This is a genomic window from Pseudomonas sp. SM4 (assembly GCF_051913165.1).
In the GTDB taxonomy this organism is placed as follows: Bacteria; Pseudomonadota; Gammaproteobacteria; order Pseudomonadales; family Pseudomonadaceae; genus Aquipseudomonas.
This window is the reverse complement of the sequence record NZ_JBODOE010000002.1, coordinates 200,510-213,371: the sequence shown is the minus strand read 5'-3', so window position 1 is coordinate 213,371 and position 12,862 is coordinate 200,510. Positions and strand designations below refer to the sequence as shown.

The window sequence follows — 12,862 nt, the reverse complement described above, 5'->3', positions numbered from 1 at the left end:
TCTGCTTACAGGCCGGAGAGGCCGAGGGCGGGATCAATGCCATCCAGTGCGTCGGCCAGAGCCTGGGCCTTGTCGGCGATCTGCTTGCGTTGTTCGCCGCTGACGGAGTCGTAGCTGGCGTAGCCGTCCTTGATCTTGTAACTGTTGAGTTCGGTGTCGAAGTCCGCCAAGGCCTTGTCGATTTTCGGCAACAGGTCGGCGGCGGATTTGCTCAGCATTGGCCGCAGCAGATCGACGACTTTGTGCGCGGTTTCGGCATTTGCGGCGAAACCATTGAGGTCGCTGTGGCTGTAGCGTTCCTCTTCACCGCTGGCAGCACGGACGTCGGCCAGGGTGTTGAGGTTGCGCACGACGATGTTCACCAGTTGCTCGGGTGGCAGCGATTGCGCGAGCAGTTGCTGTTTGAGCGTGGTGACGTCGCTGAGCAGGCGCTGGGCAACAGGCGTCAGCTCATCGAGTTTACGCTGCTGGAACAGGCCGAATTCGAGGCGGTGGAAGCCGACGAAGGCCGGATCCTGCTCGCGTTTTTCGAAGTAATCAGCGCGGGCGTTGATGCTGTTGTCCAATTCCGCCAGGCGTTGCGCGGCCGGTGCCAGGCGCTGATACGCCGCACGGGCAGGCAGGTACAGCGCCTGAGCCTGGCTCAAGTCGCCGCTTTCAATCGCTTGATTGAGCGCGGTCACGGCTTTGATCAGCGCGCTGCCCTGGCTGGCCAGGTACACACGGAATTCCGACAGCGGCCCGACGAAAGCGACCATCGACGGTTTGGCTTTCGCGGCCGCATCGGAGGCGGCAGTCGGCGTGACGTGCAAGGTGCCGCGCGGGTTGCTCAGCAGGCCACAGGTGATCGCGTAATCGCCGGGTTGCAGATTGGCGTTGATCACCTGACTCAGGCCCGGCGCGATGTTTTCGCGTTCTTCGACAACCAGCACGCCGTCGAGGATTTCCCACTCCACGGCGCGGTCGGAGCGGTTGACGATGCGGAAACTGGCGCGGCCGGCCGGCACGGTCAGCGTATTGGGTTCGCAACTGCCCGGATGGATATTGACCACCACTTCATCGTGATTGTGCTGACGCTTGGCCGCCGCCATTTTCGAGGCGTACCAGAACAGGCCACCGGCGGCAATCATGATGACCACCGAACCGGCCACCGCCCAACGCAAGGCGCGGGGAGGCGAGGCCTGAGGAGTATTAGGCTTTGACATGAATGCCCTTATTGGCTGGAAACGGAAGACGATTGCGCGGCGGGTTTGGGCGCGGGGAGGAAAAACATCACCAGCGCCACCAGCAGATAAATCAGATAGGCACCAAGGGTGCTGACGGTCGGTGCATCCTGATAACCGAACATGCCGGCGAGCACCGAGCCCAGCGGGCCATCCATCGGCAGCGTCGCGCTGAAGTCGAACAGCACGGTTTGCAGGTGGTTCCACAGCCCGGCTTCATGCAGGGCCTGCACCGAGTTGGCGAGAATTCCGGCGGAGACCACCAGAATGAACAGCCCGGTCCACTTGAAGAACGCCGAAAGATTGAGGCGCATGCTGCCGCTGTAGATCAGGAAGCCGACGATGATCGCCAGGATCAGGCCGAGCAGGGCACCTATCGGCGCGCCCGGGCCTTCGCTCTGCTGGAACACCGCGAGGAGGAAGAACACCGTTTCCAGCCCTTCGCGGGCTACAGCGAAAAACACCATGGCGATCAATGCGATCACTTGGTGTTTCGAAGACGTCAGCGCGTGATCGAGTGAGGCTTGCAGCGAATGCTTGATCGAACGCGCAACCTTGCGCATCCAGAACACCATCGAGCTGAGAATGCCCACCGCGACCAGTCCGACAATGCCTTCGAACAGTTCCTGCTGCTTCTGCGGAAATTCCGCGCTGACCAGTTCCAGACCACCACCGACCAGCAGGGCGAGGGCGGCGGCGAGGAAAACGCCGATCCACACGGCAGGCATCCACTGGCCACGGCCGGTTTGCTGGAGGTAGCTGGCGATGATGCCAACGATCAGCGCGGCTTCAATGCCTTCGCGCAGCATGATCAGAAAGGGAACGAGCATTCGGTGTCCAACTAAGTCATTCGAAGAGGTTACAAGTTGTAACATAATGACAAGCATTCTCACATGACAATCATTGACACAAACCTGAACAGTTGCTGAACAACTCGAAGAACAACCATTCTCATGTAGGAGCTGCCGCAGGCTGCGATCTTTTGATCTGTTTTTTTACGATCATCATCAAAAGATCGCAGCCTGCGGCAGCTCCTACATGGGTTGCGGTAAGATGCTTGCCACTCAAAAAACAACAAGGTTTACCGCGCTCCATGTCGGAAAAAGACACCATCGCCGTGCAACTGGTGCGTGAAGCGCTGCTGCAAAGTTGTGCCCCGGGCGTGGCCACGGATGAAGTCTTGAACAAGGTCGGGATTGATCCGGCGCTGCTGCAATCCGAGGGCGGGCGGGTACCGGCCTCGCAGTACGCCAGACTCTGGCGCCTGCTGGCCCGACGTGGCGACGACGAGTTTTTTGGCATGGACTCGCGCAAGCTGAAGTCCGGCAGCCTGGAATTCCTCTGCCGCAGCGCGATGGCGCAGCCGACGCTGGCGGCGGGTTTGAGCACGGGGCTGAGCTTTCTGTCGTTGATGCTGGAGCGCCTGCCGGCGCAGTTGGTGCATCAACAGAGTCTCGCGGAAATCGTCCTGCTCGAAGACGACCCTGAACCGCGCCGTGCCTTCACCTATTTCACCTATTGGATGATCGTCCACGGCGTCGCCTGCTGGCTGGCGGGACGGCGGATTCCGATTCTGGCCATCGAACTGCGCTGCCCTGAGCCGGATTTTACCGATGACTACCGGGTGATGTTCTCGGAGAACCTGCGGTTCGATCGCCCCCGTACGCGAATGATCTTTTCCGCGGATTGCCTTGAGCTACCGATCAAACGTTCTGCCGAAGAGCTGAAACGCTTTTTGGCCCACGCGCCGGCGAACATTCTGGTGAAGTACCGCGACCCGGAGAGTCTCGCCAGTCGGATCAAGCAGGATCTGCGGCAGTTGCCGGCGGAGCAATGGCCGGAAACCGAGGCTTTGGCCCAGCAGTTGTGCATGTCGGCCTCGACCTTGCGCCGCCGACTGGCCGAGGAAGGGCAGACGTATCAGGGCCTCAAGGACAGCGTGCGCAAGGAATTGGCGATTGTCTGGCTGGCGGAGCCTTCGATCAGTTTTGTCGAGATTGCCAGCCGGTTGGGGTTTGCGGATGCGAGTTCGTTCTACAAGGCGTTTCGTAAGTGGTCGGGGTCGAATCCGGGGCATTACCGCACGCTGATCCTCAATGAGGTTGTCTGACCCGGCCCTATCGCGAGCAGGCTCACTCCTACATTTGAAAGGCACTCCCCTGTGATGATCGTTCCCACGCTCCGCGTGGGAATGCCTGATGGGACGCTCCGCGTTCCAATTCTGAAGTGGACGCAGAGCGTCCGGGACTGCATTCCCACGCGGAGCGTGGGAACGATCGGCAGGGGGGCGATGTTGAGCTGTATTGGCCAAACCAGTCAGCCACTTTGATAGCTTTGACCATTGCCCCAGCCCCCACACAGCGCGACTATCCCTCTGTTGTTTACGCTTCCCAGCCTAATAAAAACACAGAGGGATTCTGGCAATGCGCGATTACTTGTCTGCCACCACACAGTTCAACTATCAGCACACCGTGGATGCCGCGCTCAGCGGTACGCTTGAGGCACTCAATGCCTGCGTCGAATGCTGCGACCGTCATGCCTTGCCCGGGCGTATCGCGCTGTTCTGGGAAGGTCGCGACGGCGCCAGTGCGACGTACACTTTCAGCGATCTGCAAGACAAAGCCGCGCGTTTCGCCAATTTCCTCCAGGCCCAGGGCGTGCAGAAAGGTGACAAGGTCGCCGGCCTGCTGCCACGCAACATCGAATTGCTCATCACCGTGCTCGCCACCTGGCGCATCGGCGCGGTGTATCAGCCACTGTTCACCGCGTTCGGCCCCAAAGCCCTTGAACATCGCCTGACCAGCTCAGGCGCCAAAGTGGTGGTCACCGACTCGGTCAACCGACCGAAACTCGCTGAAGTTGCTGACTGCCCAACTCTCGTTACCGTTGGCGGCGCCAAAGGCCAGGGCATCGTCCGTGGCGATTACAGCTTCTGGGCCGAACTGGCCAACTATTCCAACGTTTGCGAACCGGTGCTGCTGACCGGTGAAGATCCGTTCCTGCTGATGTTCACCTCGGGCACCACAGGCCCGTCGAAAGCGCTGTCGGTGCCGCTCAAAGCCATCGTCGCCTTCCAGAGCTACACCCGCGATGCCGTGGATCTGCGCCCGGAAGATTCATTCTGGAACGTCGCCGATCCCGGCTGGGCCTACGGCATTTATTTCGGCGTCACCGGCCCGTTGTCGATGGGTCACCCGATCACTTTCTACGATGGCCCGTTCACCCTCGAAAGCACCTGCCGGGTGATCAACAAATACGGCATCACCAACCTCACCGGTTCACCGACGGCCTACCGCCTGCTGATTGCCGGCGGTGATGAGTTTGCCAAGTCGATCAAGGGCAAACTGCGCATTGTCAGCAGCGCCGGCGAGCCACTGAACCCGGAAGTGATCCGCTGGTTCGCCGACAACCTCGACGTGGTCATCCACGATCATTACGGCCAGACCGAACTGGGCATGGTGCTGTGCAACCACCACGGCCTCGACCACGCGGTTCACGTCGGCGCCGCCGGTTTCGCCTCGCCGGGCCATCGCATCGTCGTGCTCGATGATCAGTACAACGAACTCGGTGTCGGCCAGCCCGGCATCCTTGCCATCGACCGCCCGCGATCGCCGATGTGCTGGTTCGGTGGCTACGAAGGTGCGCCGACCAAAGCCTTCGTCGGCGATTACTACCTCAGCGGCGACACCGTGGAATGGAATCCGGACGGCAGCATCAGTTTCGTCGGCCGCAGCGATGACGTGATCACCACTTCCGGCTATCGCGTCGGCCCGTTCGACGTGGAAAGCGCGCTGATCGAACACCCCGCGGTGGTCGAAGCGGCGGTCGTCGGCAAGCCGGACCCGGAGCGCACCGAACTGGTCAAAGCCTTCGTCGTGCTCAGTGCGCAATACCGCGCCGCGCCGGAGCTGGCCGAAGAACTGCGCCAACACGTGCGCAAACGTCTGGCCGCGCATTCGTACCCGCGTGAAATCGAATTTGTCAGCGAATTGCCCAAGACCCCGAGCGGCAAATTGCAGCGCTTTATCTTGCGCAACCAGGAAATCGCCAAGGCTCAAGAGGCCGCGGCGTCTAACGTTTCAGCTTGAATCAGGACCTACAGTCATGCAGATCGAGAACAAGGTTTTTATCGTCACTGGCGGCGCCTCCGGCCTTGGCGCCGCGACCGCTGAATTACTGGTGAATGCCGGCGCCAAAGTGATGTTGGTGGACATGAATGCCGAAGCCGTCGCTGCTCAGGCCCAGCGTCTGGGCGCGCAAAGTGTAGTGGCCGACATCAGCAACGAAGCCGCCGCCGAAGCTGCGGTACAGGCGACCGTCGCCGCGTTTGGCAGCCTCAACGGTCTGGTCAACTGCGCCGGTATCGTGCGTGGCGAGAAAATCCTCGGCAAAAACGGCCCGCATGCGCTGAGCAGCTTCGCCCAGGTGATCAACGTCAACCTGATCGGCAGCTTCAACATGCTGCGTCTGGCCGCTGCGGCGATTGCCGAATCCGAAGCCAATGCCGACGGCGAACGCGGTGTAATCATCAACACCGCCTCGGTGGCAGCATTCGACGGCCAGATCGGCCAAGCGGCTTACGCCGCATCCAAAGGCGCAATTGCCAGCCTGACTCTGCCCGCCGCCCGTGAACTGGCGCGTTTCGGCATCCGCGTGATGACCATCGCACCGGGCATTTTCGAAACGCCGATGATGGCCGGCATGACCCCGGAAGTGCGCGATTCGCTGGCTGCCGGCGTACCGTTCCCGCCGCGCCTGGGCAAGCCTGCCGAATACGCTGCACTGGTTCGGCATATCATCGAAAACAGCATGCTCAACGGCGAGGTGATCCGTCTCGACGGTGCCTTGCGTATGGCCGCCAAGTAAGGAGGATTTGTCATGACTATTTCCAACGATCCGATTGTTATCGTCAGCGCTGTGCGCACGCCCATGGGCGGCTTCCAGGGCGAACTGAAAAGCCTCACCGCGCCGCAACTCGGTGCTGCGGCGATCAAGGCTGCGGTTGAGCGTGCAGGTGTCGCTAGTGATTCGGTTGATGAAGTGCTGTTCGGTTGCGTGTTGCCGGCGGGGCTCGGTCAGGCACCGGCGCGTCAGGCTGCGCTGGGCGCCGGGCTGGATAAATCGACCCGTTGCACCACCGTCAACAAGATGTGCGGTTCGGGCATGGAGACCACCATTCTCGCCCACGACATGCTGATCGCCGGCAGTGCCGATGTGGTCATCGCTGGCGGCATGGAGAGCATGTCCAACTCGCCGTATCTGCTGGATCGCGCTCGCGCCGGTTACCGCATGGGCCATGGTCGCGTGCTTGATTCGATGTTCCTCGACGGCCTCGAAGACGCCTACGACAAGGGGCGCCTGATGGGCACTTTTGCTGAGGATTGCGCCGAAACCAACCACTTTAGCCGCGAGGCTCAAGACGCTTTTGCCATCGCCTCGACCACCCGCGCGCAGCAGGCGATTCAGGACGGCAGCTTCAAGGCCGAAATCGTCCCGCTGACCGTGACCGTCGGCAAAGAACAGGTGCTGATCAGCAACGACGAGCAGCCGCCGAAAGCCAAACTGGACAAGATCGCCTCGCTTAAACCGGCCTTCCGCGAAGGCGGCACGGTGACGGCGGCTAACTCCAGTTCGATCTCTGACGGCGCGGCGGCGCTGCTGCTGATGCGTCAGTCGCAGGCACAGAAACTGGGGCTGAAACCGTTGGCCGTGATCCATGGTCATGCCGCGTTCGCCGATACCCCCGGCCTGTTCCCGGTGGCGCCGATTGGGGCGATCAAAAAACTCATCAAGAAGACCGGCTGGTCGCTGGGTGACGTTGATCTGTTCGAGGTCAACGAAGCGTTTGCCGTGGTCGGCATGGCGGCGATGACGCATCTGGAAATCCCGCATGACAAGTTGAATGTGCATGGCGGTGCGTGTGCGCTGGGCCATCCGATCGGCGCGTCGGGTGCGCGGATTCTGGTGACATTGCTGTCGGCTCTGCGCCAGCGAAACCTCAAACGCGGTGTCGCTGCGATCTGCATCGGCGGCGGCGAAGCCACAGCCATGGCCGTGGAATGCCTCTACTAAACACACTCCCCCTGTAGGAGCTGTCGAGTGCAACGAGGCTGCGATCTTTTGATCTTGTTTTTAAGATCAAGATCAAAAGATCGCAGCCTGCGGCAGCTCCTACAGGGGGTTGTGGTAACCCGGATTTAAGGATTCAGCATGATTCCCAACGAAGACCAAACCCAGATCCGCGACATGGCCCGGCAGTTTGCCGAGGAACGCCTCAAGCCGTTCGCCGCCGAGTGGGATCGCGAACACCGCTTCCCCAAGGAAGCCATCGGTGAAATGGCCGAGCTGGGCTTCTTCGGCATGCTCGTGCCGGAGCAGTGGGGCGGTTGCGACACCGGTTACCTGGCCTACGCCATGGCCCTGGAAGAAATCGCTGCGGGCGATGGCGCCTGCTCAACGATCATGAGCGTGCACAACTCAGTCGGCTGCGTGCCGATCCTCAAGTTCGGCAACGACGATCAGCGCGAACGTTTCCTCAAACCGCTGGCCAGCGGCGCCATGCTCGGTGCCTTCGCGCTGACCGAGCCACAAGCCGGTTCCGACGCCAGCAGCCTGAAAACCCGCGCGCGGCTGGAAGGCGATCACTATGTGTTGAACGGCTGCAAACAGTTCATCACTTCCGGGCAGAACGCCGGGATCGTCATCGTCTTCGCGGTGACTGATCCGAGCGCCGGCAAGCGCGGGATCACGGCGTTCATCGTGCCGACCGATTCACCGGGCTATAAAGTCGCTCGCGTCGAAGACAAGCTCGGCCAGCACGCCTCTGACACTTGCCAGATTCTCTTCGAAGACGTGAAAGTGCCGGTGGCCAACCGTTTGGGCGAGGAGGGCGAGGGCTACAAGATTGCCTTGGCCAACCTTGAGGGCGGCCGTGTCGGCATCGCCTCGCAATCGGTGGGCATGGCCCGTGCGGCATTCGAAGCGGCGCGCGATTACGCCCGTGAGCGTGACACCTTCGGCAAGCCGATCATCGAACATCAAGCTGTCGCGTTCCGCCTAGCTGACATGGCCACGCAAATTGCCGTCGCCCGGCAGATGGTGCATTACGCGGCGGCCCTGCGTGACAGCGGCCAGCCGGCACTGGTCGAGGCGTCGATGGCCAAACTGTTCGCCTCGGAAATGGCCGAGAAGGTCTGTTCGATGGCATTGCAGACGCTGGGCGGTTACGGTTACCTCAACGACTTCCCGCTGGAACGCATCTACCGCGACGTGCGCGTCTGCCAGATTTACGAAGGCACCAGCGACATTCAGCGCATGGTCATCTCCCGCAACCTATAAACCCACCCCCGTGTGTAGGAGCTGACGAGTGCAACGAGGCTGCGATCTTTTGATCTTGAAAATCAACGTCAACAGATCGCAGCCTGCGGCAGCTCCTGCACAGGGAATGAATTGAGGAGTTATGTATGAGCTACGAAACGATTCTGCTGGAAAACCACGGCCGCGTTGGCCTGATCACCCTCAACCGTCCGCAGGCGCTGAATGCCCTGAACGCGCAGCTGGTCAGCGAAGTCAATCAGGCGCTGGATACCTTGGAAGCGGACGCGAACATCGGTTGCATCGTCATCACCGGTTCGAAAAAAGCCTTCGCCGCCGGTGCCGACATCAAGGAAATGGCTGAGCTGACCTACCCGCAGATCTACATGGATGACCTGTTCAGCGACAGCGATCGTGTAGCCAACCGTCGCAAGCCGATCATCGCTGCAGTCAACGGTTTCGCCCTTGGCGGTGGCTGTGAACTGGCGCTGATGTGCGACTTCATTCTGGCCGGCGACAACGCCAAATTCGGCCAACCGGAAATCAACCTCGGCGTGTTGCCGGGCATGGGCGGAACCCAGCGTTTGACCCGCGCCGTAGGCAAGGCCAAGGCCATGGAAATGTGTTTGAGCGGGCGCTTGATTGATGCGGTGGAAGCGGAGCGTTGCGGGATTGTGGCGCGTATCGTGCCGAGTGATGAATTGCTCGATGAAGCGCTGAAGGTGGCGGCGGTGATCGCCAGCAAGTCGTTGCCGATTGCGATGATGGTCAAGGAGAGCGTGAATCGTGCGTTCGAAGTCAACCTGACTGAAGGCGTACGGTTTGAGCGCCGGGTGTTCCATGCGGCGTTTGCCACGCAGGATCAGAAGGAAGGCATGGCGGCGTTCGTCGCCAAGCGTGCGCCGGAGTTCAAGGGCAAATAACATCGCGGCCAGTTCCTGCATTCTGTAGGAGCTGCCGCAGGCTGCGATCTTTTGATTTTGCTCTCAGGATCAAAGGATCGCAGCCTCGTTGCACTCGACAGCTCCTACAGGTTAGAGCTGGTAGTTCTTCAGGTCGCGCGCAATGACCATCCGCTGTATCTCGCTCGACCCCTCATAAATCTGCGTGATCCGCGCATCGCGGTAGTACTTCTCGACCGGATAATCTTCCAGATAGCCATACCCGCCATGAATCTGAATCGCTGACGAACAGACCTTCTCGGCCATTTCCGAGGCAAACAATTTGGCCTGCGAGGCTTCCGACAAACACGGTTTACCCTCCGAACGCAGGCGCGCCGCGTGCAGGATCAGCAGGCGTGCCGCGTTGATCTGCATGTGCATGTCGGCCAGCAGGTTGGCGATGCTCTGGTGTTCGATGATCGGCTTGTCGAACTGCACCCGATCTTTCGAGTAAGCGAGTGCCGCTTCAAACGCCGCGCGGGCAATGCCGAGCGCCTGAGCGGCGATGCCGATACGTCCGCCCTCAAGATTGGACAGGGCAATCGCCAGGCCTTTGCCGCGTTCGCCGAGCAGATTAGCTTCGGGAATGCTGCAGTTGTTCAAGGTCACGGCGCAGGTGTCGGAAGCTCGGATACCCATTTTGTGTTCGGTGCGATCAACGATAAAACCGGCGGTATCCGTCGGTACCAGAAACGCCGAAATGCCTTTCTTGCCCAAATCCGGATCGGTCACCGCAAACACGATCGCCAGTTTTGCCCGTTTGCCATTGCTGACAAATTGCTTGGAACCGTTGATCACCCACTGGCCGTCGCGCAGCTCGGCGCGGGTGCGCAGGTTGTGCGCTTCGGAGCCGGCCTGCGGTTCGGTCAGGCAGAAGCAGCCGATGGTTTTGCCACTGGCCAGATCCGCCAGCCAGGTCTGCTTCTGTGCGTCGCTGCCGTAGTTGAGCACCGGGCCGCAGCCGACCGAATTGTGAATGCTCATGAACGCGCCAGTCGCGCCATCGCCTGCGGAAATTTCTTCGACCGCCAAGGCATACGCCACGTAGTCAACATAAGTACCGCCCCATTCTTCGGGCACCACCATGCCGAGCAAACCCAGTTCGCCCATCTTCGCGACCAGCGCGTCGTCGATCCAGCCAGCCTTTTCCCACGCTTGCGCGTGCGGTGCGATTTCGCCACGGGCGAAGTCCCGGGCCATGTCGCGGATCATCACTTGTTCTTCAGTCAGTTCGAGATCGTGCATGGCTCAGTTCCCGCTCTCAGCAAACTCGTGGAAGAAACTCGCGACATGGTCCGCGTCGAGCGCAGCCAGGGTCGGCGGGTTCCAGCGAGGTGTCTTGTCTTTGTCGATCAGCAGGGCACGTACGCCCTCGATCAAGTCGCCGCGCTCAAACCACTGGCGGTCCAGATGCAGTTCCAGTGCGAAGCACTGTTCCAGGCTCAGGTGACGGCCGTGACGGAGCATGTCCAGGGTCACGGCCATGGCCAGTGGCGAGCGGGTTTCCAGCAGATTCGCGGTGGCGGTTGCCCATTCATGGCTGTCGGCGACGGTGACCGCGCGCAGTTGCTCGACCATGCTTGGCACGTCGGGCAGGGCGAAGAAGTGGTCGATGGCCGGGCGCAGCGCTTCCAGTGGCGCATCGGCCAGGGTTTGCACGGCGTGTTTGGCCAACAGGTTCTGCAGCGCCTTGAGCGGCGTATCTTGCCATTCCAGTTGATCGAGTTTTTCATCGAGCAGCGCCAGGTTGCTGCTGTCCAGATACCAGTCGGCGAGGCCGCAATAGAGCGCATCGGCCGCGCGAATCTGTACGCCGCTGACGCCCAGGTAAATCCCCAGTTCACCGGGAATCCGCGACAGGAAGTAGCTGCCACCGACGTCCGGGAAATAACCGATGGCCACTTCCGGCATCGCCAGTCGGCTCTTCTCGGTGACCACGCGCAGATCCGCGCCCTGCACCAGACCCATGCCGCCGCCGAGGACAAAACCGTCCATCAAGGCCAGCACCGGTTTGCGGTAGTGGTGGATTGTCAGGTCGAGGGCGTATTCCTCGACGAAGAAGTCTTCGTGCAAGGTATCGCCGCTTTTGAAGCTGTCGTACAGCGAGCGAATATCGCCGCCGGCGCAGAAGGCTTTTTCACCGGCACCGCGCAGCACTACTGCATGGACATTGGCGTCAGCCGCCCAGGCGTCGAGCTGTTGTTGCAGCAGGCGCACCATGTCGAGGGTGATGGCGTTGAGGCCGGCGGGGCGGTTGAGGGTCAGGTGACCGATGTGGTTGCGAACCTCGGCCAGCACGTCGTCTTGCGTGGCATCCATGGACTGAGTCCGCGGGGATGAAGCCTGAGCTGTCATCAGTAACTCCCTGCTTTTATTGTCTTTATTCGAGAAGCTCGCGCGCGAGCGTTACCGGATCGTAACAGTGCAAATTTGCCCTGTACAACGGGGATATCTGCAGGGCCTGTCTGCGTTTTTACCTTACCCAAAAATATACGCGGACTCATGTAGGAGCTGCCGAAGGCTGCGATCTGTTTACCTTGTTTTTTCAAGATCAAAAGATCGCAGCCTGCGGCAGCTCCAACATTAGGGGTCAGGTGAAGGTTGCGGTGATGCTGCGGCGTTTGGCGTGCAGTTCGCTGGCGTGGATCAGTTGTTCGAGGTCTTCGGGGGTGATGTCGATGAACGCTTCCATGTCGGCCAGCGCCAGCTTGAGGTCATCGGCGGTGATTGCCTGGCTGTCGACCGGGGCCAGAACCGGCGCCGGTTCTGCCGGGCGTTTCGGGTAACGAATCCGCGTCAGATTGTTGTAGGCCAAGGCGCTGAGCAACAGGCACGCGGCACCGAGCATCACCGGTTCCATGGCTTTCCAGTCCATGGCGATGGTCGCCGGATCGGCCAACACCAGGGTCAAGGCCAAGGCACCGGCCGGCGGGTGCAGGCAGCGCAACCAGCACATCAGAATCAGCGCCATGCCCGCCGCCAGGCAGGCACTACCGAGGGTTCGTCCCAGCACGTGTGCGACCAGCAGCGCGACGACGCCGGCACACAGATAACCGCCAATGATCGACCACGGCTGGGCGAGTGCGCCGGACGACACGGCGAACAGCAACACCGCCGAAGCACCCAACGGGCCGATCAGGTGATAAGCCACTTCATGGCCAAACACCTGAGCGCAAAGCCACACACTAAACAGCGTCCCCAAAGCCATGCCGATAGCGGCGCGGCTCCATTCGGTCGGGCGGGTGTTGATGGCGGCGGGCAACCAGCGAGCGAGCATGTGAATCCGATCCTTGCAGCAAATTCAGGGCAAAAAAAAGGACTTGTCCGGCAATCCGGAAAGCCCTCGAAGTGTTCCAACATTGGGGGAGGAACGCGCACAGTGTG

The 12,862-nt window shown here is 60.8% G+C and carries 11 protein-coding genes; 6 read left to right on the top strand and 5 right to left on the bottom strand.

Going from position 1 to position 12,862, the window contains the following annotated elements:
- Positions 1-5: 5 nt before the first annotated feature.
- Together efeO and efeU are read right to left on the bottom strand one after the other, a co-directional pair.
- On the bottom strand, positions 6-1,205 hold the full coding sequence (efeO, locus tag ACQ4MY_RS03940) for an iron uptake system protein EfeO (protein WP_440093853.1): 1,200 nt from the start codon (positions 1,203-1,205) through the stop codon (positions 6-8).
- A gap of 8 nt (positions 1,206-1,213) precedes the next feature.
- Positions 1,214-2,053 (bottom strand): iron uptake transporter permease EfeU, encoded by an 840-nt coding sequence (gene efeU / locus ACQ4MY_RS03935; protein ID WP_440093851.1) that lies wholly within the window; start codon positions 2,051-2,053, stop codon positions 1,214-1,216.
- Positions 2,054-2,316: 263 nt separating this feature from the next.
- On the opposite strand from efeU, the gene ACQ4MY_RS03930 reads away from it, so the two are divergent.
- From ACQ4MY_RS03930 to ACQ4MY_RS03905, 6 genes are all read left to right on the top strand, one after another.
- The gene (locus tag ACQ4MY_RS03930; protein ID WP_008082580.1) at positions 2,317-3,333 is read left to right on the top strand and encodes an AraC family transcriptional regulator; all 1,017 of its coding nucleotides are present in this window, start codon (positions 2,317-2,319) and stop codon (positions 3,331-3,333) included.
- A 313-nt stretch (positions 3,334-3,646) separates the two neighbouring features.
- Positions 3,647-5,311 (top strand): AMP-binding protein, encoded by a 1,665-nt coding sequence (locus ACQ4MY_RS03925; protein WP_440093849.1) that lies wholly within the window; start codon positions 3,647-3,649, stop codon positions 5,309-5,311.
- A 16-nt stretch (positions 5,312-5,327) separates the two neighbouring features.
- Positions 5,328-6,089, top strand: a complete 762-nt coding sequence (locus tag ACQ4MY_RS03920; protein WP_053120266.1) for an SDR family NAD(P)-dependent oxidoreductase — start codon at positions 5,328-5,330, stop codon at positions 6,087-6,089.
- Between the two features lie 12 nt (positions 6,090-6,101).
- On the top strand, positions 6,102-7,295 hold the full coding sequence (locus ACQ4MY_RS03915) for an acetyl-CoA C-acyltransferase (protein WP_440093847.1): 1,194 nt from the start codon (positions 6,102-6,104) through the stop codon (positions 7,293-7,295).
- 138 nt (positions 7,296-7,433) lie between these two features.
- Positions 7,434-8,561 carry an acyl-CoA dehydrogenase gene (locus ACQ4MY_RS03910; RefSeq protein ID WP_007918873.1) on the top strand — a complete coding sequence of 376 codons (1,128 nt, stop codon included), beginning with the start codon at positions 7,434-7,436 and terminating at the stop codon, positions 8,559-8,561.
- Between the two features lie 125 nt (positions 8,562-8,686).
- Entirely contained in the window at positions 8,687-9,460 is a 774-nt protein-coding gene (locus tag ACQ4MY_RS03905) for an enoyl-CoA hydratase (protein ID WP_401238042.1), read from the top strand.
- A gap of 111 nt (positions 9,461-9,571) precedes the next feature.
- Here ACQ4MY_RS03905 and ACQ4MY_RS03900 read toward each other — a convergent pair whose 3' ends face one another.
- From ACQ4MY_RS03900 to ACQ4MY_RS03890, 3 genes are all read right to left on the bottom strand, one after another.
- On the bottom strand, positions 9,572-10,723 hold the full coding sequence (locus ACQ4MY_RS03900) for an acyl-CoA dehydrogenase family protein (RefSeq protein ID WP_440093844.1): 1,152 nt from the start codon (positions 10,721-10,723) through the stop codon (positions 9,572-9,574).
- Positions 10,724-10,726: 3 nt separating this feature from the next.
- Positions 10,727-11,833, bottom strand: a complete 1,107-nt coding sequence (locus tag ACQ4MY_RS03895) for an enoyl-CoA hydratase/isomerase family protein (RefSeq protein ID WP_440093842.1) — start codon at positions 11,831-11,833, stop codon at positions 10,727-10,729.
- A 235-nt stretch (positions 11,834-12,068) separates the two neighbouring features.
- Positions 12,069-12,755, bottom strand: coding sequence for an HPP family protein (locus ACQ4MY_RS03890; protein WP_008082558.1), 687 nt, complete (start codon positions 12,753-12,755; stop codon positions 12,069-12,071).
- Positions 12,756-12,862: the final 107 nt, after the last annotated feature.